Here is a 25,314-nt window from a genome sequence, read left to right on the forward strand (position 1 = left end):
TCGCTATGCCTTGTAATTTGTCTGAAAATTAAATCATTTTTTGCTGCATATCTCTGATTTTCCATAACAAAATTGTATTCCTTAGTTGAATTCTAACTAAGAGGTTCATTCTGTTTGGTATTTGAAAAATAACTGATGGAGTGCTTCGAAACTCTCATAAAATTACTGAAGATCCGTTTAATTTGTTGAACTCTGATTATGAATTATTAATCAAAATTAAAGAAGATGTATACAAAGAAATTGAAACAGAACAGCTCATTGGTGGCAAAAAAATCAATTCTTTAAAAGAAGAAATTGAAGAAGCGAAAAAACAAATTCAAACAACAAATGTTACATTAGATACTTTATGAAAAACACGATTGAATCTCCTTGATAGATCATCTTTACAACAAAATGCCAATAATATAAGTGTTCAAGAAAAAAACCTAAATCGTTTAATGGACACTGTTCGTACCAAACAGAATGTAATTCGTAGAAAAATGGAGAGAGTAATTTCTGATTTTAACAAACATCAGAATCTTTTTGCCAAAATCAAAGAAGTTGCAATCAAACTTTCAGAAGTTGATCAAAAAACCAACCCAGAGTTATACAAAAATATCATTGAAGTGTTAAGAGTTAATAGATATACTGGTAGTGATGATACTCCTGAAATTAACAAAAAAATTGAAAATCTTAGCAAAATTATTAATAACATTGAATCATCAAAACAAGCAAAAGCTGCACTAAATAAACTTATTGAACTTAAACAAAATCAATTTAAACAAGACAACAACGATCACGCACCACGTACTATTCTAGCTCAAGTAGATATACAAATTCAAGAAGTTATTGATGCAAATACAAAAATCCTTAATGATGAAAATTCAACTGAAGCCGATCTTAAACGTGCAAAAAATGCTCTTGAAATTGCATATACTCGTTTTCATGACCAAAAACAAACTATCGTCAACAAATTTAATGAAGTAAAAACCAATTTTGAAACAGAAATTAACAAGCTTCTTGAGATTCAAAAATCTCAAAAATTTAGTACTTTTAAAGAAGACGATGCTACTAATGGTTCTCATTTGCAAAAATTAAAATTACATTATGATGCATTAGCTTCAACTACAAAAAATGGAGCTCAATCCTCAGCATTTGATAAACTTACTGTTGAACAAATTGAAGAATTACAAAAAACTCTTACTTTAACTCATAATAAAGATGCTTTTAACGATAAAAAAGCAAAACTTGAAGAAAAACATAAACAAATTAGCAATAAGATTGCAAATGATTCAACGTTTGCTATTCAAGGTTCAGATGGTCAAAGTCCTTTTGACAAAATCAAGACTTTAATTGATTCAATTAGTGAAGATGTTAATTCAAAAACTAAAGCTAGTCAAAACTCTGAAGTTATCCGCCAAACTGATAAGCTTCAAGCAATTGATAGTTTACTTTCTAAACAAGAAGAAATCATTGATAAGGCTAAAAAACCAGAGACAAACCAAGAAACGAAAGATGTTTTAGTTAATATCCTTAAAGAATCTTCACCAGTTGCTGATAATGTTACACCTAATTCAGTTAATCCAACCTCAACCAATATTCAAAGCAAACTTGATGAAATTAGTGAAAAATTTAATAACTCACTTTCATTTAGTGAAGTTAAAGAAAATAGCAAAAAATCAGCTAAAAATATTAAAGAACAATTTAATTCTTCATTCAATATCGGTGGTGATGAAGTTGATGCTAAATCTAAAGAGCACATTGATAATCTAATTAAACATTATGAAGATGAAATTGAAAAAATAGTACCAAAAGATACTAATGATTCAAATGTTGCTAAAGCAAAAGTTAATGAAGTTGAGCGTAAACTTCAAACTATTAAAAACAACATTACTAACATAATTGAATACTCTAAAGAAATTAAAAAGGCTGATGTTGCTGCTTCAAAAGCTGTAACTGAGGGTCCTATTAAATCTGTGCTTGAAACATTAAAAAACGAGTTAAATGCACAAATAACCGCTTCTCAAAACTCATACACTGAATTTAACAAATACGAAGATCACAAAGAAAAAATTAATCAAATCATTGCACGTATTGATGAAATAAAATCGCTTAATATTTCAATGACTACACTCACTGAAGCACTAAAAACACTACAATACAAACCGGGTACAGCTCAAAATGATGAATCAGCAAGCAAAAAAACTCAATTTGAAAACTTTGATAATAAACTTATTGAATTTGTTGCTCAACCAAATATAAATGGTGATATTTTACAAATCAAACTCCTTTCACAAGTTGTAACTCTTGGTGTTAAACTAATTGACAAACATAAAGAAATTCTTAAAGGCTATGATCTTGGTAGTTTTATGTTTGATAATCAAAAATTTGGTTATGAATTAGATCAAAAAATATTGGCTCAATCAACATTAGATACTGTACCAACACTTCCTAGCCAATTTGATGGAAATGAATTAAGTTCAAAACTTAATGCATTAATTACTCAAGCAAGTACTTTATCTAAAGCAGCTCATGCACTACACGATAAACGTAAAGAAGCTTTTGAAACCATTAATAATGAATACACTACTCAAACTACTAAGCTTCAAGCTAAACAAGCTGTTAAAGCAATATATGATGAACTAATCAAAGACAAAAACACATACTTTAAAGAAAAAATAGATGCTGTGTCTAAATTTGCTTCAAATAATGACCTTGACAAAATTGATGAAATAAGTGCAGAAATAGGTGTAGTTTCAGGTCTTTTTGATGAATATGTTAAACTAACTGAAAAAATTGCAGAAGCTAAAACTGTTAAAACAGACACAGAAAAATTACAAAATAGAACTCAAAATCTTAATGATACATTATCTAACATCCAAAGCACAATTGATTCAATTGAAAAAACAAACGCAGCCACAACTGCTGATAATTTTTTCTACAATGAGAAAAATGCAAGCACCATAATAAATAAAGTTACAGATTTAGCTACTTCTATTGCAAAAGTAGGACTTTTAGTTCAACACGCCGAAAAAACTACAAAATTAAATAATTCACAAACCATCACAGGTGATGCGCGCAAAATTCTTCAAAAAATACTTGATGAATTGGTTAAAGAAATTAATGGTTTAGGTAAAGCCAGTGAAGACAAAATTGATACAATAAAAAACAAATTTATTCAAGGTGGTAAATTATCATTTGAATCACTTTATGCTTCTTCTGAAAAACTAATTGATGTAATTAATTTAGCCGAACAATTTGTACCTAATGATTCACACAGCGATTATCTAAGTAAAGAAAGTCCTGAAATGCAAGCATTCTACAAAGACTTGCAAGAGAAAATTAAGTTGGCCAAAGATCTTCTCAATAATGAAGCTAATGCATTAAGACCTGATTTAAAAAATCAACGTGATGCTGTATTACAAGCAATTAATAACTCAACATCTGGACTTATTGTTAAACTTAAATCAAACACCGCAAGAGATGTAGTTGCATTGCAAAGTGAAATTGATTCAATTGATACTTTCATTAATGAAAACTTTAATGAAACCAAAAAACCAACAAAAGGTGAGTTTACTAATCTAGAATTAAGAAAACTTAAAGATCTAAATTTTGCTAATATTAATGCAATTAAAGACGCTCATGAAAAAGTGCTTAAAGCAAAAGAACAAATACAAGCACAAAAACAAGCTATTGTTGAGTTTGCTAAACGTCGCCTAAAAGTAATGAAACAAAGACTTGAAAGCTTTGTTAAATTAGCAAAAGGTGAGCAAATTAGTATAGATAACAAAAATATTAAACTTACTGATGAACAATCTAAAAAACTTCAAGCTTTTTCTGGTATCGATAAAACCAAATTAGATGCTTATGATGCATCATTAGCAAGCGTAGATGCTTTAACTGACAAATCATTTGACATTAACACCTATATTGATGATTCACGTGCTTTAAGAAACAAATATAATCAACTTCATACTCAATATGCTGAATTTAAAGATATCGCAAAAACTAATATTATTTTATTAAACGATCAAGTAAGTGATTTTGTAACTCAATTACAAAGCAATAATAGTGGTTCACCACTTAATTTATTTAGTTATATTGATGCTATTGATAAGAAAAACAATAATAATGCACAAAATCTTTCAACCAATTTACAAACAAAAGTAACTGAAATTAATAGCAATAAGATGAAAATCGGTGCTGATGTATCTACAAAACTAAACAAAAAAGAGCTTACAAATGCTGATTACACAATAGATACTGATACTCCAACTCAAAGCGATATTTATAATGAGTTAAATGACTTTGCCTCAACATCAAATTCAATTTTAGATACACTTATTAGCATTGATAAATTGATTTATGGTTCAACAGGTTCAGATAATGATAACTTACAAAAAACAATGGAAAAATTCATTGATAATCGTACAATTGAAAATATGCTTAAATTGATTGCATCTACTCAATTCCAAAACACTGATTCATCTAACACAGCATTTCAAACTATAATCAATAGTTATAATGTTATTTATAACTCATTAAAATCATCATCATGAGTTAACTCAAAAGACATTCTTAATAATAAAGATGCACAATTAGAACTCAAACTAAAAGCATTACAAAACGCATATCGTCCAGCATATGAATTATTAAAATGAATGCAAGACAAAGGTAATCAAGCATTTCTATTTAACTATTTAACTGATAATAACGAAGCTAATGCAAGAGAAATTAAACCTAAAGCCGCCACTCTTTATGAGGATGTTCTTGAAGAGATTAATAAGTTGGAACAATCGTCAAATGCTTCAGGTAAAACTGAGCTTGATATAACAGAAGCTACTGAATTACTTAATAAATTTGAAGTATTTAATATTCTTCAAAATGGTGATACTAACAAAAAACCTTATGTCACTTCAAAAGTTCATGTCTATATAACACGTACTAATGCTTCTTTACCTTGATTCCCTCAATTTTTACAAGCTGATACATCTATTAAAAAATCAAAAATTAATCTTAAATTTGTATATCAAAAACCAACAAATGGTATGGATTTCTTCAATGACGTAGAAAACTTTGATGTCGAAGTAAAAAACGTCTGAATGACGTTTAATACTTTATCGGTATTGCATATTTCAAAAGATGATTTGTATAAAGAGGGAAATGATACAGAGAAAAACAAAAAACTTTGAAATGAACAAATTCTTTTTGACGCTTCTAAAGGTGGATGAAATGCCAAAACATTCAATGCTAATTTAGCAGAGATTTATTCTCGTGCTTCTAAATTTGCTGCTGACAATAATTCATTACAATTCTTCTTTGAAGATGTTTCATTTACAGATGAGAATCAATATGCAAAATCTTTAAGAGGTGAAATACCTACTGGTTTTAATGGTTTTAATCATAAGAAAAATTGATTACAACTATATAAAGATATTAATAAAAATAATATTGCGAAAAATAACAATATCGATTATTCTGCATCCCCTTCATATCTTAAATTTAAAGTAAGAATAAAAGATGAGGGAATAGAATTAGATGGAAAAAAATGAAAACAAGGTACATTTAATGGTAAAAAACTTAATTTCTGGCTACAAAAAGACACTGAAGTTAAAATTGATGGTGATAAAGTAAAAACCTTAATTCCTTTCCATATAGCAATACCTTTAATATCTGATAATGGTGACCCAGCTCTTTTATTTGCTTATTATGTTAACTATATTGAAACTGATTTAAATGGTAAACCGACATTCAGAAATGCTTATGATACAAATCAAAGCGAAACAAAATGATATCTTCTTAAACCAAATCAATCAATAATAAATAAGATATCAGGTTATGGAGTAATGAAAAACGCTGAAGGTCTTGCTAATAAAAGTGAACAAGAAAAAAAACAAGCTATTCCTCTTTTGATGCTAGATGACTTATTCCTTGGACATAACTCAAAAGACAACATTATTCCAAAAGACAATAGATTTGAAACTAGAAAAGTTACTAAAGAACTTACCGATCCTGACATATTTAAAGCATTTGACAAATTTGATATCTACATAAAACTAAGAGAAAGTGAGAAAAAATAATGTCTAATACTAAAAAACTTAAACAAGCAATAATTGGTATTACATCTGTTGCAGCAACGCTAGGTGCAGTAGCTGCAACACTAGGTGTGTTATTTTTAAGTACAAATAAACGTAATTTAAACTCTGCTCAAGAATTATTCCAAAAATATAATCCAAGTTTTGCTAAACACATTGAAACCTTTTTACCTGATGAAGAAGAAAGAAACAAATATACCAATAAACTTAAAAACATCGAACAATTACTTGCAAATCCAGCAATAACTCCTTTAGAGAAATATAAAAAACTTTATGAATTGTTTAATGAACAAGTTGGTATTGTTTTTTCATGAGCAGAAAGACAAGTATCAAAAGGTTTTAGCGACAACGATTTAAGAATATTTAAAAGTATTTTATTAGTACAACAAGACAGACTCCAAGAAGTAGATATCAAAAATCAATTTAATTCTCTAGAAAACACAAATCTTAGTCTCTCACTTAATGGTTTTACCAAGTTAAACCAGCAAAAACAACACGACTGAATAGCACAATATCAAAATGATTTTAATTCTAAATTAGATGAACAATATTCTCTAATGGAACAAAATCTAATGCAACATAACAATAGTTTAGATGATAATAAAGCTGAGTTAAACAAACTTTTACCTACTGCTGCATTACGTTATGGTGTTCAAACAAATATAAACAATATCGAAAATGCGTTATTTGCGCCTTTTAACCGTATTAATGACATTAATTTAAATAAAAAAGCAATTGAACAACGTATCAAAGATGCTCGAACACCTAAATATGATGCATTCCGTGCTTCATATGCAAAAATAACTAAAGAACTTAATTCTTTGGTTGTTGCTAATGCTTCAAATGTAGCAAATTCATTTATTAATTCACTGAAATCATACAATCAAGAATTGAGCGAAGAAGCAACTAATAATTTAAATGAGATTGCAAAAGAAATTTCTGACACTAAAACAGCACAGTTTAATTTTGATGCATTCAATAAAATTGTTGAATATGTTAAAGTAAATAAACTTGTTAGTTCTAAGGATTTAAACACAATCTTACACCAACCATCTATTTACAAATTTACTTCATTAAGTAGTTTTTATCTATCTAATACACTAAGCAAACTAGATGCTTCAATAGATGTAAGAGACCTAGATGATGTTAGAGCTCAATTAAAAACATATAATCAATCTTTAGATGATTTTGATGGTAAGCAAAATAACCAAATCATTAATGATTTCAAAGCTTTTGTTGCTTCTATACAAAGCAAACTTAATCGTTTTAAACCTATATTTACTCAATTAAGTTTAGAAAAAAACTTTCTCAAACTTGATGAAGCTAATGCACAAAATCTTGACAAAAATTTCATTTTTGATAATGTAACTAAATATAGAAATGAGATTAACTTACTTTTAAATCTTGAATCAAAAGTTAATGATACATTTGAAGCACTTGAAGACGCTTCAAAATTACCACTTCCACTAGTTTATAACACTGAAATTAATACATACGAAGAAAAAATCAAACAAAGCATCAGAAATTCGCGTGGTCTTGCTGATTTAACAAACAAAATTGCTAATGATGTAAATTCAGCACACGTTTTAGTTGAAACACGTGCAGAACTAAATAAAATTCGACTTGATATTGAAACAAAGGTACTTAAGTTGAATGATTTTAGTCAAGAAATTTTAGATATTTATCTTTCTGACAATGCTAAACAATTGGCTACATCGCTTTCTTCAGAAATATTAAGATTTAACTCTCAAAGTGTTTATGATGTTAAAACATTAACGCAACGTCTTCATGATTCGCGTGAACGCTATAGAGCCATTGAAAAAATAATTCTAGTTCAACTTGAACAAATTAGTGCTCAACGTCTTGAAGAGTTAGTTAAATTCAACAATGATCAATTTTTAACATTGGACAATGAACGTCAAGACGACTTATCTAGAACTTACATCAATGTTAGCAACATTGAAAAATATGTTTCACAAACTAATGCACTTTCAAATGTAATTACAAGTAAAAAATTCAATCCTATAATTACTAATGAAATCAGCACTCAAATTGAAAAATATCGTGCTTTAGTTAATATTATTGAGACTGCATATACACAAAATAAAGCAATTATTGAAATTGGTGAAGCTCATGAATATGCACGACGTTCATTCAATCCTACTAATCAAGTTCCTCCACAATTCACTAAAGCACAACAAGGTTATTTAGATAAACTACAACGTTCACAAGAAACATTACATGAACGAACTGATAAAATTAATAAATTGGTTCAATCACTCAATGACGACTTTTTCAGTGAAGAATCTCAAAAAGACTTGGAGAATGTTGGTGAACTTAATTCAAAACAGCAAATTCAAACAATCAACAAACTTAACGAAGTAGTTAAAACTAACCAAGAAGTTGTCAAAGATATACAATCTGCTTCTCAAAGTCTTGAAAAAATTAAAGAAATCAAAAAAGAAATAGAAGCTGAAGGTTTTGGAGTTGAGGTTTATGATCAAGACTTCAAAAAACTTGCTCAAATTGAAAAAACATTAAGCGAAGAAGCAAATAAAGATGTTTCTGATTTCAAAAAAATCAAAGATTTAAAAGAACAAGCAGCTCAACTCAATAAAGACATCGTTACTAAGCGTAAAGATGGTTCTTTAAATGTAAAAATAGCACAAGTAAAAGCATTAGTTGATAAAGTATTTGGTAAAGATAAACCTGAAGAGCAACAAAGCGAAGGTGAAAAAAGTCTTCGAGCTCGTCTTTTATCAATTGAAAACAAATCTGATGCAGCATTAACCAATAAAGAACTTAGATCACAATATAATGATGAAGTTAGTGCGCTTGAGCTTCTTATACCTGAAATCAAAAAAATAGAAGAAAAAACTGCAGAGTATAACGCAAAAGCTAATAAGTATAAAAATGATCGTCGTGCTCAAAAAAGAGTAAATGAACAAATTAGTGAATCTAAAAAAGTGATGGACAAAATTGGCGTTATCAACAGTGATATTGTTCAAAATGATTCTATCCCTACAACCGATAAAATCCGTGATACTTTCAATGAATTAGAACAAGCAGAAGTCCAACTTGATCTAGCGTTTAATAAAGACGTTATTCAAAGTTCAGTTGATACACTTAAAACCAAAAAATACCCTCAATCTGCTGGTTTTTCACAATCAAAAAGAGATTTTGATGCAAAAATTGATGAAATTTCAAAATTCGCTCTAGATAAATTAGATTCAACTTCTCCAAACGAAATTAAAAGCATTAGAGAAATTGTTGAAGCTCAAAATAAACTTGCAGACTGAATTAAAATAGCTATTGCAGAAGAAGACTCAATTGGCGCTGATTCAGATTTAAGTGCTGAAAACAACAAATTAGACCAAGACCAAATTGCTAGTGTTATTAAACAAAACTTACCTAGTGCATCAGCTGGTGCAATCGATAGTGTTGACATTATTAATAGTAAGATAGAAAAAGTTAAATCAATTATTAATGAAACTGATAGAAAACACCAAATTCGAAGCATACTTCATAACCAATTAGAAAAAATTCTTTCACCTGCCGAAACATCTAATAGAGTTTTGGAAAAAATTAAAAATGAAATCGAAGCAGATAAGAAAAAATATCTAGAAATTTTAGCCTCAAATCCACAAACATATACTATTGATCAACTTGATGATTTTATTAAAGAATTAAATGAAAACATCCAAAAATATAAAGACGAAAAAGAAAAATCTCTTGGTGTTTATGAAAAGGCAAAAGAAGAAGCAATTAATGGCAAGACTGATTTAGATAGAAAAATTGCAGCTATCAAAAAACAAAATCCAACCTTCAAATTTGACAACTATGATAAAGCAGTTAAAGAACTTGAAGCGGATTTCAAAGATACAACTAACTCAACTGCTAATACTATTCAACAAAAACATGCTGCCCTTTTATTTGCTTTCACTAAAGATAGAGTAAAAAATCAATATGATGTTTATACAAAATTTGTTAATACTGAAATAGAAAATCAATCAAATGAAAGTTTTAAAGCAGCAAAAAATTATATTGATGACTTCAAAAAATATATTGATGCTGAAAATAATAAAAACCTTAGTGAGCAAAAAGCAATTGAATTGATTGAACTTATGCAAGAAATGCAAAATTTCAATGATTCGCAGTCGTCAGCGCTTAAACAACTAACTGAATGAGAAGCTGATAAAAGCCCTAATTCTGATGTACAAAAAGGTATTAGAGAAATTAAAGCTCTCCTATTAGAATTACCTTCTCGAAGTCCTTTTACAAAAGAAAATATTCATCATAAACACAATGAATTCCTTGAAAAACTAACAGCAATTAAAGAAGAAGTAGGTCTACGAACTGAAAATAAAGCAAAAATCAACTCGTTAAACGATTATTTTGCCAACTTTTTTGCTAAACCAGAAAAAACAAATGATGGTGATCGCGGTCAAAAAGTACCTAACCCTTTACGTCAAAGAGCAGATGATGCATTACGTGAAGCAATTGGTAAAGATGCTGATTTAGCTGACAATGTTGATGATAATTTTACAATCATTACAAAAGGTATTCTTGACAAACTTAAAGATGATAATACTAAAGCTTCTTCATTAGAAGAAATCAAAAAAATTAGTAAAGGCATTAAAGTGCTTGAAGGAGTTAAAGAATTCAATGATGCTTTAGCTCTCGAAGTTGGTTCAATCCAAGCAATTATTAATAGAAGTACAGTTATAAAAAATACATTAGTACGTTCATTTATTGACCAAGCACTTAGTCCACTTATTGAACAAGCTCGTAAATTCTATGCTAATATTGATAAAAGTATCTCTAGTTCAAGTGATGTAGTTGCAGAAACAACTAAAGCTAAAGATCAAATCAAAGAGCAAATCAAAAAAATTGAATCATATAAAGCAGCATACAAAAAATCTCTTGTAATCAAGGATGTTTTAGATGAATTAAAACAAAAAAATGAACGAATTGAATATCACTCTGTTAGTGGAGTAAAAGGCGAGAACAATAAACCTAAAGTTAATGCTTGACTTGAAGCAATTGCTAATAGTGCTCTTTACGATATGTCTCATGACATTAATAATACAAATACATTGCTTGACAAAGCAACAAGTGCTATTAATAAAGCAAAAGAATACATTGAACTTCAATCTCGTGCTTCTCAGACCATTACAGAATGAATTGCACAAAAAAATGCAGACAAATCAATAGACGCAACAACCAAAGATGAGGAAAAACTAACTCAAGCAATTTGAGATATAGTAGCAAAAGCACAACAAAATCTAAGCGCTGAACAAATTACCAATTTAATTGAAGAACTTAAAAAACATATTCAAGAAAACACAACAATTAGAAACTCAAGAATTGCTAACCTAAAAGCTATTAATGAAATCGTAAACACGCCAACATATAAATCAATTGGATTGTCAAGTCAATATGGACGCAGTCTTGAAAGTCGTATCGAAATGCTTGAAACCTCGACATCAGATGCAAATTCTACTGAACAGATAAACCAAATTAATGAAAAAATTACGGTTTTACGTGATTTAATTAACGATGAAGTAAAATTGTTCAACAAAATTAATGCCATAAGACAAATAACTAATAAATTGCAGCCACTTAACAGTGATATTAAAGATAAAAAAGAATTGTTAATATCTAAACTTAATGAATATAGTGCAATTTTAACTAAAGAAATACCTTCAAAAACAGATTTAGCACAACGCAAAAATGAAATAGACAAAGCTATAAAAATCATTGATTTACACAACGCTAGACTTGATGTTTTCAAACGCTCTGGTGATATAAGAAATGAAATTGAAAACAATATTGACCTTGATGCTAAAGAAAAAGAATACTTAAATCAAAAATTCGAAGCATTCAAAAAAGAACTTGATGCTATCGCATTTAATGATGACACACAAGCAAAACAATTTGAAGATGTAGGTGCTAAATATTTAGACAAAAATACAAAAACCACAGACTCAATTGAATATGTATATCAGTTAGCTAAAGAATTAAACACCTCACTCACTAGAGCTGAACGTGTGCTTGACACCAATGATGACGTTGATGGTGAAAAAGTTTCATCAGCAAAATCACTTGAACACTACAGTAAACTAGCTGATTTAATCAACAAAGCTAAAGAATTAATTAAAAATGCTTCTGATTCAAACTTTGATCAACGTTCAACTATTATCGAAGGAATCAAAAACACAATCAAACTTCTTCTCGATTCAAAATTATCTACTAGAGATGAGTTACGTCAAAAAGTAAATGCACTTAATAGTGCAATTAATCCAAATGGAAATGAAGCTGATAAACTAGTAAAAGAATTTAGCGATGTTGTTGCAGAAATTGCTTCATTCAATATTAATGATCCAGCAAGCAATCCAATTGATACGATTAATAAATATAATCAGTTGTTTGCAAAAGTAATTAAAGCAACAGATAAACAAGTAAGAAAAACTTATGAAGAGCAACAAAAACTACTTCATGAAAAATTCAATAATGTATCAAACTTAATTAGTGAACTTAATCCAGATCTTCTTTGAACTAAAATTTCAAAAAACGCATTTAATGAAGTTAAAAAATCAAAAGAAGAATCAGAAGCCTTTTTGAATGCTAATAAACTAGACGACGCAGCATTAAAAGAATTTAGTGCTATTGGTGGAAAAGAGTTTGCTAAAGAGTTTCTTACACGAAATAAAACATTAATAAACAGTGTTAATAACGAATTTAAAAAATTCAGTGATAATTTAAAAAATGAAATTGATGATATAGTTACTAATAAAGTAGGTGCACTAGTTAATGCATTTTATGATGCAAACATGAAAAAAATGACAAGTGGTGGCAAAACCATTTTTGAGCTTGCTAAACTATCGCATTCTAAACTACTTTTCGATGCATTAAAATCTAAATCAGATGAACTTACTAATAAAATCATAAATCTAAAAGATTTTAGTTTAATTAGCAACATATCAAAAACTACTGTAGAACTTAGAACTTTCTATGACGAATATAATAGATTTGTAGAAATACTAAAAGAAGAAATTGAAGCAAGCTTAACTAAACGTGAAAATGTTGATGAGGTGCTTAAATTTGTATTTAAAGATGCAAGCCATGATACTAGCGAAATTAAAGCAGAGTATAAAAAACTTTATGATTTGGCTAAAAATGCTCATAATGATATTACCAAAACTAGTGAAAGCACAGGTAATGGTGGTTATACAACAATCAATTATTTATCGTTAAGCAAAGAAAAAATTGAAACATATTTAACTAAATTCTATGACTTTTATGATGCATTGAATTCAAGCGATCAAAGTAACGGATTTAATGCACAATTAACTAAATTGATATCTACTACATCTGCAAGTGTAAAAAGCGGAATCATCCTAGAACACTTTGAAAAAGAATTTGATGCAATTGAGAATAATTTCACAAACAATCCAAGTGAATTTGACTTCACAGAGCACCAAAGATTTTTAGATTCATTTAGTGCATTTACAGGTACTAAATTAGATAATTCTTACAAATTTAACCCAGTTAATGTCCGTGCTAAACTCGTAAAAGAAACTTCAACTGATAAATGATTTACAATCAAAACTCAAAACGAATCACAAAAAACAATTCAATTTAAAGTTAAATATGAATACAAACCAACTAACTTAAACATTTTTGATAACTATAATGGATTTAGTGTTGAAAAAACAATAGAAGCTACATTTACAACAGCTAACGAAATTAAATTAGAACAAAAATCTAACCGTATATTCTTTATTCCAAGTGATAACGGTACGTCTCAAGATAAATTTGGTTATGATGCTAAACAAAAAGTGGCTAATGCTAAAGAATTAGGATGAGATGTAAATGAAGCTGAAGCGGCTAAAACTAAATTCATTCAAAAATTCAAGCAAGCCGCAGGACTTGAAGGAAACGTTACTCGAGTTGCATTTAATCACCACACCAAAAAAGTTATTAAGTATTCTAATAGTGGTAATGGTTCAAGTAATAAAACTGAAGAATCAGATTACAACAATTCTAATCTTAAACTTAAATTTATTCTTCCAGGATATGCGCAATATCAAGATGCATCAAACTATTTAGGTCAAAATGATAAGCAAATTATTCTTTTAAGTATTGCTAGTGATAATCAAATAGAAGCTCAAATTATTATGCCTACCACACTTTTTGTTGGACGTAGTAATGCTAACATCAATGGTAATTTTATTCACAAAGTTACAGGTGGTGGAGTTGATGCTGGTGATGTCGATGCAACCAAAACCATGCCTTCCGCTGCACTAGTTACAATTAGATTTGGTATTGATTTTGATACAAATACCAAAGATATAAGTTTATTCGTAACTAATTATGAAATGTATAATGTTGTAAAACATAAGTCATTAAATGATTCTAAATATGAAAAAGAATTACCTACAAGTGGTTATAATAAAAAATGATCTGACCATGAATTTGCTCAATATTTAGCCGATAATCAAAGTTTATGAGGAACAACTGAAAAATGAGCAAAATTTGCTGAAATGAGTGCTCAAAACAACGGAACTGGTAGTGCTACTCAACTCGAAAGCAACAAACTCTGAATCGCAAACTCACGTATCGCAGGTAAATACATTTCAACTTCTTCAACATCAGGCGAAGAAATTAAAAAACAACAACAAGCCGCTACCTCAAAACTCCTTCCCGTTTATAATACAGGTATTGACATCTTTGAATTTAATGATATTAAACCTTCAAACTAATAATCATTTAAAACTCATCGCTAAAACGATGAGTTTTTTAAATTCCTTGCAGCCTTAAAGTCCACAAAATTTTATTTAAAGGCTTTCTACCTTATTATATATAGGCATTTTTAGTGAATAAATTAGGTATAAAGATAAAGAAAAATAAGTAAAAAAATTCAACAACTCTTTTTGGTGTATCAAAAAAATTGTTGAATTTTTGTGGATGTGTTATAAGGCTTTAAAATATATTGATTTATAAGGCAGAAATAAAAAGTGCATAAAGCACGTAAAAACCACGCAAAAATGCGTTTTTTAATAACAACCCTTATTGGTGTTTCACACTCCAAAAAAACTTAAATATTTATTTTGCAAATTTTAATTTTATAGTAGAATATTAAAGCAACTATACGGTGAAGCATGAGGTTGTTAGAAGGCCATGAGTTGTTGAGGACTTTCTAAGAAATTTATGTGGAGTATGTTCGCTTATGAACAAAGGAGACAACGTGAGTAAAATTAATATCAAGTTAAAAGCTTTTGAATATGAACAACTTGACTTTGCAGCTAAAAAAATAGTTGAAATAGCTCAAAAAAACAATGTTAAGTTTTCAGGTCCAGTAGCTGTACCTACTCGTCGTCATGTAGTTACAATACTAAGATCAGTTCACATTAACAAAAAATCTCGTGAACAATTCGAAGCTAGAGTGCATCAAAGAATCGTTACTTTAATTGATGCTGACAAAAAAACAATTGATCAAATTAGCAGATTTGAATTCCCTGCTGGTGTTCAAATTAGCAAAATAACAACAGAATAAAAATCCAACTTCAAAAGAAGCAATGGTCGTTAATAAACGTGGAGGAAAATTATGAAAGGAATCTTAGGACGTAAAGTTGGTATGACTCAAATCTTTACTGAAGAAGGTCTTGCAGTACCGGTTACAGTAATCGAAGTTAAACCAAATGTTGTGACTAAAGTTTTAACTCAACAAGCAAACGGGTATGTTGCAACTCAACTTGCTGTTGAAGAGTTAAAAGCTAATGCAGTAAATAAACCTTTAGCTGGTCAATTTAAACAAGCAAACACAACACCTAAGCGCTACATTAAAGAAATTCGTGGCATGGAAGGCTATGAATTAGGTCAAGAAGTTAAAGCTGATATTTTTGCATCAGGACAACTTGTTGATGTTACAGGAATTTCAAAAGGTAAAGGATTTGCTGGAACAATTAAAAGATGAAACCAACACATCGGACCTAAATCACACGGTGGTGGTGGTGGAAGTCAACCTGTTAGACAAACTGGTTCACTAGGGGACATCGCTGGTAACAAAGTGTTTAAAGGTATGACAATGCCAGGTCACTTAGGAGCAGTTCAAACAACTGTTCAAAACCTTGAAGTTGTTAAAGTTGATACAACAAACAACTACATTCTTGTTAAAGGTTCAATTCCAGGACCTAAAAAATCTTTAGTTATTGTTAAAGAAGCAATCAAAGGACTACCAAGTCACAAACCTGTTGTGTTAGTTGACGTTGATGAAGTTCTTAAAATGAACGAGCTTCTTGAAAGAGCTAAAAAAGTAAATGTTGAAGTTAAAGTTGGAATGCATTCAAGTGAACTAGAACCACTTATTCTAGAAGCTGAAGCACAAGCACAAGCAGGTGAAGGAGATAAATAATGGCAATGCACAAATTCTACTTATCAGAAAAATTTGATAAACAAAGAAACATCTCATTCAACTTGAAAAAATATGGTGTTAAAGAATTCCAAAACTTCAAAACATTTCAAGAAGGCTTAGAAGAATTTAAAAAACAAGCAGCACTTCTAGATGGTGAATCACGTGTTTGATTCCACAGAAATGGAAAATATTCTGGTTCTATTGCTTCAACAAAAGTTGAAACAATTATTGAAACTCTAGAAAAAAATGCTGTTTCTCAAGAAGAATCAATTCAATTCTTGAATGAACAAAAATTAGTTGATGTTGCTGAACCTAAAGCTCCTAAAACAACAGCTAAAAAAGCAAAAGTTGCTAAAGTTGATCCTGAAGCAAAATTCAATTTTGATAATTCAAAATTACCTGCTGCAGTATTTGGTTTAGAAAAAATCTATGAACAAGCAATTTTTGACACAATTCTTTCTGAGAGAGCTTCAAAACGTCAAGGAAACCACTCAGTTAAGTCACGTGCTGAAGTAAGTGGTGGTGGTAAAAAACCTTGAAGACAAAAAGGGACAGGTCGTGCTCGTGCTGGTTCAACTAGATCACCAATTTGAGTAGGTGGTGGTAGAGCATTTGGTCCTCGTACTGAAAGAAATTACAATCTTAAAGTAAACAAAAAAGCAAAAAGAGCAGCATTCTTAAGTGCTTTAACTCTTCTAGCTAAAGATAAAGCAGTTGTAATTGACAACTTTGAATTAAGTGCAATTTCAACTAAACAAGCTGTTGAAAAACTAGCAAAAATGAACCTAACTCATGTAAAACATGTTTTAGTAGTTTCTGACAATGATACTGTTTGAAGATCATTATCAAACGTTGCTAACGTTGCTGTAATTAAACCTAACTCTGTAACAGTTGAAGCTTTAATTTGAGCTGATGTATTGGTGTTATCTGAAAATGGACTAAAAGTTTTTGAAGGGAGAGCTAACTAATGGAATTAACTCAAGTTATTCATAAACCTATCTTAACTGAAAAAACATCTAATTTACAGAAACAAAACAAATACACTTTTGAAGTTGACTACAACGCAAATAAATTCCAAATCAAACAAGCAGTTGAATTTATTTTCCAAGTTAAAGTAATCAGTGTAAATACAATTAAAGTTGACAAAAAAGCTAAAAGAGTAGGACGTTTTAACGGTTTTACTAATCGTTATAAAAAAGCAATCGTTACATTAAAAGATGGTGACACAATTGTCTACTATCCAAATGAAACTGAAGCACAAGATGAAGCTAAAAAAGAAGCAAAAGCTGCAAAAGTTAAAGCAACTAAAGAAGCTGACAGTGCTCAAGAAGCTCAATTAGCAGAAAAAATTGCTGCTAAAAAAGCAAAAAAAGCCGCAAAAGAAACAAAAGCGGAAAAATAGAGGATTTAAGTAGCTGCTTAAAAGACAAAATTCCTCGAATATTTTTAAGCAAGGAGATATGACAATGGCAATTAAACATTACAAGCCAACTACAAATGGTCGTCGTAATATGTCATCTCTAGACTACAACGCAAACCTTTCAGGACATTCTCCTGAAAAATCATTACTAGTAATTTTGAAAAAAAACTCTGGTCGTAATAACCAAGGTAAAATTACTGTAAGACATAAAGGTGGCCGTGTAAAGAGATTTTACAGATTAGTCGACTTCAAACGTAATAAAGATAATATTCCAGCAGTGGTTAAATCAATTGAATATGATCCAAACCGTTCAGCTAATATTTCATTATTAGCATATGCTGATGGAGAAAAAAGATACATTTTAACCCCTAAAGGCCTTAAAGTAGGTCAAAGTGTTATTTCAGGAGACAATGCTGACATTTTAGTAGGAAACTGCTTACCACTTTCAGCAATTCCTGAAGGTACATTAATCCACAATATTGAAATGCAACCAGGTGGTGGCGGAATTATTGCTCGTTCTGCTGGTACAAGTGCTCAAATTCTTGGTAAAGATGATGATGGTAAATATGTTGTTCTTCGTCTAAAATCAGGCGAAACACGTCGTATTTTAGCTCGTTGTCGTGCAACTATTGGTGAAGTAGGAAATGAAGAACACTTACTTGTTAATATTGGTAAAGCCGGTGTTAATAGATACAAAGGTGTTCGTCCAACTGTACGTGGTTCAGTAATGAACCCTGTAGATCACCCTCATGGTGGTGGTGAAGGTAAACAACCAATTGGACGTAAATCACCTCTTACTCCATGAGGTAAAAAAGCACTTGGTGTTAAAACTCGAAAAACTAAAAAATCTTCAAACAAATTGATTCTAAGAAGAAGAAAGGATGCTAAATAATGGCTCGTAGTCTTAAAAAAGGCCCTTTTGCAGATGACCATTTACTTAAAAAAGTAGATGCTATTGTTGAAGGCAAAGCTCCTAAAAAACCAATCAAAACTTGATCAAGACGTTCAACCATCTTTCCAAGTTTTGTTGGTCTAACATTCCAAGTTCACAATGGTAAAAGCTTTATCGATGTTTATGTAACAGATGACATGGTAGGACACAAACTAGGGGAATTTTCACCTACACGTAACTACACAGGTCATGGTGCTGATAAAGGTAAAAAATAATGCAACAAGCAAAAGCTCACATTAAAATCCAACGTGTTTCAGTGCGTAAAGCTGCTTTAGTAGCTGCTCTATTTAGAGGCAAAGGCGTACGCGAAGCATTAGGTATTCTTTACAACACAAACAAAAAATCAGCACAATTATTTATTAAACTAATCGATTCAGCTATTGCTAATGCAACAAACAACCATGGAATGGACGCATCAAAATTATTTGTTAAAGAAGTTATAGTTAATGAAGGTCCAACACTAAAAAGATTTCAACCTCACTCACAAGGTAGAGCATTCTCAATTTTCAAACGTACATCTAATTTATCAGTAGTTTTGGAAGAAAGAAATTAAGGAAGGCACAAATATGGGACAAAAAGTTAATCCAAATGGTTTCCGTTATGGAATCACAAAACAACTCAATACAACATGATTCGCAGAAAAAAATGACTTTGGTTCATTATTAGTGCAAGATGACAAAATCTACAAATTCTTCAATAAATTAGTACGTAAATACCAACTTGGTAAAGTGGAAATCAAAAGAACTCAAGCAAACAAAGTTACAGTATTTCTACATGTAGCTAGTGCTGCAAAAATTTTAGGGGAAAATGGTGCTAACATTGAAGCACTAAAAAAACAACTTCACAAATTCTTAAAAGTAAGTGATAAAAAACTTGATATTAGCTTACAAGTAGTGCAAATTGCTAAACCAGAACTTAATGCTCGTTTAGCTGCTGAAGCAATCGCAATAAGACTTGAAAACCGTGAAAGCTTTAGAATTGCACAAAAATACATAATTAATGACGCTATGAAAGCTGGAGCTAAAGGTATTAAAACTGCAGTTTCAGGCCGACTAAATGGTGTTGATATGGCCCGTACTGAAGGATATTCACGGGGCGAAATGAAATTACACACTTTACGTCAAGATGTAGACTATGCACACGCTACTGCACGTACAACTTATGGTGCTATTGGTGTTAAAGTTTGAATTTCTAAAGGCGAAATATTGGAAAGGGGTAAAAAATAATGCTTCAACCAAAAAGAACTAAATACCGTAAACCTTTCTTATTACGCCACGACAAACGTAAAGCACATAGAGGAAATACAGTTTCATTTGGTGAATTCGGTTTGCAAGCAATAACCTCTGCATGAATTGATGCACGCCAAATTGAATCTGCTCGTATTGCTATTACACGTCGTATGGGTCGTGAAGGACAAGTTTTTATTAGAATCTTCCCTCACTTCCAAAAAACATCAAAACCTATTGGTGTTCGTATGGGTTCTGGTAAAGGTAGCCCTGAAAAATGATATACACCTGTTAAAGTAAACACAATGATGTTTGAAGTTTCAGGTGTTAAAGAAGACATAGCTCGCGATGCTCTTCGTTTAGGTGGTCACAAACTACCAGTTAAATGAAAAATTGTTACTAAAGATGAAACACAACAAGGAGGTCAATAATGTTATTTAAAGATATCAAAGCTAAATCGGCAGAAGAATTAAACAAACTTATTGTTGACCTTAAAGCTGAATTATTTACCCTTCGTTTTAAAAATGCAACAGGTCAATTAGACCAATCACACAAAATCAGAGCAATCAAAAAAGACATCGCAAAATGTTTAACAGCACTACACCAAATTAAAGGAGTTAAATAATGCAAAGATTAACAACTCGTAAAACCCTAACTGGAAAAGTTACTTCTGTTCGAGGCGATAAAACCATTTTTGTTGAAGTAGAAAGCTACCGTTCACATAATTTATACTCAAAACGTTATAGAGTAGTAAAACGTTTTGCAGTACATGATGAAAAACTTTTAGCTTCACTTGGTGACATTGTTACTATTATGGAAACTCGTCCTTTATCAAAAACAAAACACTTCCGTTTAGTTGATATTAAACATAAAGCGCAACATGGAGATGAATAGTTATGGTTATAGAATTATCTAAATTAAAAGTTGCTGATAACTCTGGTGCTAAAGAAGTTGGTGTTATTAGAGTCTTAGGTGGCTCAAGAAAAAAAACAGCCAACATTGGCGATATTATTGTTTGTTCTGTAAAAAAAGCTTTACCTAATGGTGCTGTTAAAGAAGGCCAAGTTGTTAAAGCAGTTATTGTTCGAAGCCGTTATGGTGTTAAAAGACCTAATGGATCACACATCAAATTTGATGACAACGCAGTTGTAATCATTAAAGAAGATAAATCAATGCGAGGAACACGTGTTTTTGGACCAGTTGCTCGTGAACTTAGAGACAAAGGCTATTTAAAAATAGTTTCTCTTGCTCCTGAAGTTTTATAGAAAGGACTACCTATGAAAATGAAATTTAAACAAAATGATGAAGTAGTAGTTATTTCTGGTTCATACAAATGAAAACAAGGTCGTATTATCAAAGTTGATGCTAAAAACAATACAGTTTATATTAAAGATGTAAACATGCAAGTAAAACACCAAAAACCAGGTAGAGGTCAAGATGGTGCTATTAAAAAACAAGAAGGTCCAATTCACGCTTCAAATGTTGCAGTTATTGCAAAAAAAGGATCAAAAACACAAGCTCCAGTTGTTTCAAGAATAGGTTATTCACTTAACAAAGATGGTCAAAAAATAAGAATTATCAAGAAAACTAATAAGGAATATTAATCATGAATCTTAAAAAACATTATTTAGAAAAAGTTGTGCCTGCACTAAAAGAAGAATTTAAATTCAAATCAATTATGCAAGTACCACGTCTTGAAAAAATTGTTTTAAATATGACCGCTGGTAGAGAAGTAACAAATTCAAAAGCAATTGAAGAAGTATTAAACGAGCTAACATTAATTTCTAGTCAAAAACCTTTCCAAACTGTTGCTAGAAAATCAAATGCCTCATGAAAACTTAGAGAAGGCATGCCAATGGGGGGTAAAGTTACTCTTCGTCGTGAAAAAATGTGAGATTTTTTAGAAAAATTAATTCACATCGCAATGCCTCGTATTCGTGATTTCCGTGGTGCTAATCCTAAAGCATTTGACGGTAGAGGTAATTACTCATTAGGAATCAAAGAAGAAATCATTTTCCCTGAAATTGATTTTGACAAAATTAGAAAAATTAAAGGTCTAGACGTTCAATTAATAACCTCAACAAATTCAGATGTTGAAGCTAAAAGACTTTTAGAATTACTTGGTATGAGATTTGTAAAAGGAGATAAATAATGGCGAAAGTTTCGTTAAAAGCTAAACAAAAAAAACACGCTAAATTCTCAACACGTGCTTACACACGTTGTGAAATTTGTGGTCGTCCACATGCTGTTTTAAGAAAATTCAAAATTTGCCGTATTTGCTTCCGTGTTAAAGCACACGCAGGCCAAATACCAGGCTACAAGAAAGCGAGTTGATAATTATGTTTATAACCGATCCTATTTCAGACATGATTGTGCGTATTAAAAACGCCAACCAAAGAAAATTCAAAACAGTAGATATTCCTTTTTCAACCAAAAAAGCCAAAATTCTAGACATTTTATTAGCTGAAGGTTACATCCAAGCATTGAACGTTAAAGGCACAGGTGTAGATAAAGTTTTAGAAGTTGTTCTTAAATATAAAGGAAATCAAAGAGCTATTATTGATTTCAAACGTATTTCAAAACCAGGTCTAAAAGTTTATTCTTCTGCACAAGATTTACCAACTGTATTATCAGGTTATGGAACAGCAATCATTTCAACTTCAAAAGGAATGATGACAGAAAAACAAGCACGTAAGGAAAATGTTGGCGGTGAAGTTATTGCCATCATTTGATAAGGAGGAGTAGTATGTCAAGAGTTGGAAACAGAATCTTAACTATTCCTGCTGGTGTTGAAGTTAGTCTTGAAGGTACAAAATTTAGCGCAAAAGGTAAATTAGGTACTTTGGAAGCAAACTTTTCACCACTTATTGCCATCAAAATTGAAGACAACAAAATTAGTACACTTAGAGCAAATGAATTAAAAGCAACTAAACAACTTCATGGTACAACCAATGCACTTATTGCAAATATGCTAACTGGTGTAAGCGTTGGATTTAAAAAAGATTTAGTAATCAAAGGGGTAGGTTACAAAGCTACTCTTAAAGGTAAACAATTAGAATTAGCTGTTGGTAAATCACACCTTGAATTGCTAGATATTCCTGCTGATGTTAAAGTTGAAACACCTAAACCAACTGAAATTAACCTTAGTTCAATTTCTAAAGAAAGCGTTGGTCAATTCGCAGCTATTGTTCGAGCAAAAAGAAAACCTAGTCCTTACTCAGGAAAAGGTATTGCATACGCAAATGAAGTTATTCGTCGTAAAGAAGGGAAAACTGCTGCTAAGTAGTTTTGAAAGGATTAAAATATGGCTATTTTATCAAGAAATCAAGCACGTCACAAAAAACACTTACGTGAACGTCAATCAATCATTGGTACTTCAACCAAACCTCGTCTTTGCGTATTTAAATCACACCAAAACTTCTATGCTCAATTAATCGACGACTCTAAAGGTGTTACATTAGCAAGTGTTTCAACACTTTCTAAAGGTCAATACCATGGAAATATTGCATCTGCTCAAAAAGCAGGTGAAGAAATGGCTGCTAAAATTACTAAATTAAACATTGCAGAAATTGTTTTTGATCGTTCAGGTTACATTTACCATGGACGTGTTAAAGCTTTTGCTGAAGCGGTTAGATCAAATGCTAAAGGAGTTAAATTCTAATGAATCAAGAAACACAAACACAAGCAAGTGCAACTAAAGAAGTTGCTAAAACTCCAGAAATTAAAAAATCTTCAAGACCTTCTACTAAAGACCAAGTTAAACCTCTAGCTAAAAAACCTTTAAATAAAGCATCTAAAGACGAAAAAGCCCGTCGTCAACCACGTAAAACACAAGAAAGTGTTGCTAATGAATTTGGCGAAAAAGTTATCGCAATCTCAAGAGTTTCAAAAACTGTTAAAGGTGGACGTAGATTTTCATTCTCAACTTATGTAGTTGTAGGTGATAAAAAAGGTAGAGTAGGTTTTGGTCATGGAAAAGCAAATGAAGTTCCTGACTCAATTAAAAAAGCAGTTAAAGATGCTAAAAACAATTTAATTACTCTTCCTGTAATTAAAGGTACAGTACCACATGAAAACCAAGCTAAGTTCTTGGCTTCAAAAGTGTTAATTAAACCTGCTGCAAAAGGTACTGGTATTGTTGCTTCTTCAACAGTTCGTGCTGTTGTAGAATTAGCTGGTTATACTGACCTATATTCAAAAACCTACGGTTCACGTTCAAAAGCAAACATCGTGCGAGCAACTTTTAAAGCATTATGTCAAATGCGCACTGCTGAACAAATTGCTGACATCAGAGGTAAAGAAGTTAAAGACTTATTATAATTAAGCACATTGATTAGTTAAGCAACTTGAAACATTGATTTTCAAAAGTACTTTTCTTTCATTAACTTAATTTTTTATAGGAGAAATAATGAATACAACATTACAATCATTAAAACCAACCTCAGGGTCACGTAAAGACAAACACCGTGTAGGTCGTGGACATGCTGCTGGTAAAGGTAAACAAGCCGGAAAAGGTCAATCAGGTCAAAATAAAAGACATGGACACCGTCCAGGATTTGAAGGGGGACAAACTCCTTGATTCCGTCGTATTGGTAAAAGAGGATTTACAAACGTTAACCACGTTGAATATCAAGTGGTTAACCTTAAAGATTTAGAACAAAGATTTAACGCTAATGACACTGTTGATTTAGTAACTCTAATTGAAGCTAATTTAATCAAAAGAAATCTTCCTGTTAAGGTTCTTGGAAATGGTAAATTAAGCAAAGCATTAAATGTTTATGCACATTCAGCTTCTCAAAGCGCAATTGATGCTATTGAAAAAGCTGGTGGAAAATTTATACAACTTTAATTTTTCTTTAATTTAAGCAAGCATTCTGCTTGCTTTTTTTGTCATTTACCCCCTTAAATTCAATGTTTAAGCGCACTGCAAAAAAAATAAAAAAATGTTTTGAAAATTCTGCAAATAATGTATATTTATATCAGCGCTTAAAACACGCTTCTTGATACAAAAAATACTTAAAAAAAATTAAAAAAATGTTTTGAAAATAATTATTTTATAGTATCATTAATGAGCAACTTATTTGTGAGTTGCAAATATTGTTCTTTGAAAACTAGATACAAAACCATGACGAAGTCAATTTTTTCGAGAGTTTGATCCTGGCTCAGGATGAACGCTGGCTGTGTGCCTAATACATGCATGTCGAGCGAAGAACTTGTTCTTAGCG

The 25,314-nt window shown here is 30.8% G+C and carries 22 protein-coding genes and 1 rRNA gene; all 23 read left to right on the plus strand.

The window, feature by feature from the left end:
- The first annotated feature begins 140 nt into the window (after positions 1-140).
- Complete coding sequence (locus E1I18_RS02780; protein ID WP_141484079.1) at positions 141-6,059, plus strand: rhoptry family protein; 5,919 nt, start codon at positions 141-143, stop codon at positions 6,057-6,059.
- Positions 6,059-14,839: a hypothetical protein gene (locus tag E1I18_RS02785; RefSeq protein ID WP_141484080.1), complete on the plus strand. Its 8,781-nt coding sequence runs from the start codon at positions 6,059-6,061 to the stop codon at positions 14,837-14,839. The genes E1I18_RS02780 and E1I18_RS02785 overlap by 1 nt, the downstream gene beginning before the upstream one ends.
- A gap of 485 nt (positions 14,840-15,324) precedes the next feature.
- The gene (gene rpsJ / locus E1I18_RS02790) at positions 15,325-15,633 is read left to right on the plus strand and encodes a 30S ribosomal protein S10 (RefSeq protein ID WP_141484081.1); all 309 of its coding nucleotides are present in this window, start codon (positions 15,325-15,327) and stop codon (positions 15,631-15,633) included.
- A 51-nt stretch (positions 15,634-15,684) separates the two neighbouring features.
- Entirely contained in the window at positions 15,685-16,491 is an 807-nt protein-coding gene (rplC, locus tag E1I18_RS02795) for a 50S ribosomal protein L3 (RefSeq protein ID WP_141484082.1), read from the plus strand.
- Positions 16,491-17,459, plus strand: coding sequence for a 50S ribosomal protein L4 (rplD, locus tag E1I18_RS02800; protein WP_141484083.1), 969 nt, complete (start codon positions 16,491-16,493; stop codon positions 17,457-17,459). The genes rplC and rplD overlap by 1 nt, the downstream gene beginning before the upstream one ends.
- Positions 17,459-17,893 (plus strand): 50S ribosomal protein L23, encoded by a 435-nt coding sequence (gene rplW, locus E1I18_RS02805; protein WP_141484084.1) that lies wholly within the window; start codon positions 17,459-17,461, stop codon positions 17,891-17,893. Before rplD ends, rplW begins: the two co-directional genes overlap by 1 nt.
- Before the next feature lie 64 nt (positions 17,894-17,957).
- The gene (gene rplB, locus E1I18_RS02810) at positions 17,958-18,803 is read left to right on the plus strand and encodes a 50S ribosomal protein L2 (RefSeq protein WP_141484085.1); all 846 of its coding nucleotides are present in this window, start codon (positions 17,958-17,960) and stop codon (positions 18,801-18,803) included.
- A complete protein-coding gene (rpsS, locus tag E1I18_RS02815) occupies positions 18,803-19,078 on the plus strand; it encodes a 30S ribosomal protein S19 (protein ID WP_141484086.1) in 276 nt (91 codons plus the stop codon). Before rplB ends, rpsS begins: the two co-directional genes overlap by 1 nt.
- Positions 19,078-19,416, plus strand: coding sequence for a 50S ribosomal protein L22 (gene rplV / locus E1I18_RS02820; RefSeq protein WP_141484087.1), 339 nt, complete (start codon positions 19,078-19,080; stop codon positions 19,414-19,416). The genes rpsS and rplV overlap by 1 nt, the downstream gene beginning before the upstream one ends.
- Positions 19,417-19,429: 13 nt before the next feature.
- Complete coding sequence (gene rpsC, locus E1I18_RS02825) at positions 19,430-20,089, plus strand: 30S ribosomal protein S3 (RefSeq protein WP_141484088.1); 660 nt, start codon at positions 19,430-19,432, stop codon at positions 20,087-20,089.
- Positions 20,089-20,520 carry a 50S ribosomal protein L16 gene (gene rplP / locus E1I18_RS02830; RefSeq protein WP_141484089.1) on the plus strand — a complete coding sequence of 144 codons (432 nt, stop codon included), beginning with the start codon at positions 20,089-20,091 and terminating at the stop codon, positions 20,518-20,520. The genes rpsC and rplP overlap by 1 nt, the downstream gene beginning before the upstream one ends.
- Positions 20,520-20,714, plus strand: a complete 195-nt coding sequence (gene rpmC, locus E1I18_RS02835; RefSeq protein ID WP_141484090.1) for a 50S ribosomal protein L29 — start codon at positions 20,520-20,522, stop codon at positions 20,712-20,714. Before rplP ends, rpmC begins: the two co-directional genes overlap by 1 nt.
- Positions 20,714-20,983 carry a 30S ribosomal protein S17 gene (rpsQ, locus tag E1I18_RS02840; RefSeq protein ID WP_141484091.1) on the plus strand — a complete coding sequence of 90 codons (270 nt, stop codon included), beginning with the start codon at positions 20,714-20,716 and terminating at the stop codon, positions 20,981-20,983. The genes rpmC and rpsQ overlap by 1 nt, the downstream gene beginning before the upstream one ends.
- Positions 20,984-20,985: 2 nt before the next feature.
- Complete coding sequence (gene rplN, locus E1I18_RS02845) at positions 20,986-21,354, plus strand: 50S ribosomal protein L14 (protein ID WP_141484092.1); 369 nt, start codon at positions 20,986-20,988, stop codon at positions 21,352-21,354.
- Between the two features lie 18 nt (positions 21,355-21,372).
- A complete protein-coding gene (gene rplX, locus E1I18_RS02850) occupies positions 21,373-21,693 on the plus strand; it encodes a 50S ribosomal protein L24 (RefSeq protein ID WP_408634153.1) in 321 nt (106 codons plus the stop codon).
- Between the two features lie 2 nt (positions 21,694-21,695).
- A complete protein-coding gene (gene rplE / locus E1I18_RS02855; RefSeq protein WP_141484094.1) occupies positions 21,696-22,241 on the plus strand; it encodes a 50S ribosomal protein L5 in 546 nt (181 codons plus the stop codon).
- Positions 22,241-22,426 carry a type Z 30S ribosomal protein S14 gene (locus E1I18_RS02860; RefSeq protein ID WP_141484095.1) on the plus strand — a complete coding sequence of 62 codons (186 nt, stop codon included), beginning with the start codon at positions 22,241-22,243 and terminating at the stop codon, positions 22,424-22,426. The genes rplE and E1I18_RS02860 overlap by 1 nt, the downstream gene beginning before the upstream one ends.
- A gap of 2 nt (positions 22,427-22,428) precedes the next feature.
- Positions 22,429-22,824 carry a 30S ribosomal protein S8 gene (gene rpsH / locus E1I18_RS02865; protein ID WP_141484096.1) on the plus strand — a complete coding sequence of 132 codons (396 nt, stop codon included), beginning with the start codon at positions 22,429-22,431 and terminating at the stop codon, positions 22,822-22,824.
- 11 nt (positions 22,825-22,835) lie between these two features.
- A complete protein-coding gene (gene rplF / locus E1I18_RS02870; RefSeq protein WP_141484097.1) occupies positions 22,836-23,375 on the plus strand; it encodes a 50S ribosomal protein L6 in 540 nt (179 codons plus the stop codon).
- An 18-nt stretch (positions 23,376-23,393) separates the two neighbouring features.
- Entirely contained in the window at positions 23,394-23,750 is a 357-nt protein-coding gene (gene rplR, locus E1I18_RS02875; protein ID WP_141484098.1) for a 50S ribosomal protein L18, read from the plus strand.
- On the plus strand, positions 23,750-24,409 hold the full coding sequence (gene rpsE, locus E1I18_RS02880) for a 30S ribosomal protein S5 (RefSeq protein ID WP_141484099.1): 660 nt from the start codon (positions 23,750-23,752) through the stop codon (positions 24,407-24,409). Before rplR ends, rpsE begins: the two co-directional genes overlap by 1 nt.
- An 88-nt stretch (positions 24,410-24,497) precedes the next feature.
- Positions 24,498-24,938 (plus strand): 50S ribosomal protein L15, encoded by a 441-nt coding sequence (rplO, locus tag E1I18_RS02885; protein WP_141484100.1) that lies wholly within the window; start codon positions 24,498-24,500, stop codon positions 24,936-24,938.
- Positions 24,939-25,228: 290 nt separating this feature from the next.
- Positions 25,229-25,314 (plus strand): 16S ribosomal RNA (locus E1I18_RS02890); the annotation flags it as partial.

The organism is Mycoplasmopsis mucosicanis, from assembly GCF_006546935.1.
Taxonomy (GTDB): domain Bacteria; phylum Bacillota_I; class Bacilli_A; order Mycoplasmatales; family Metamycoplasmataceae; genus Mycoplasmopsis; species Mycoplasmopsis mucosicanis.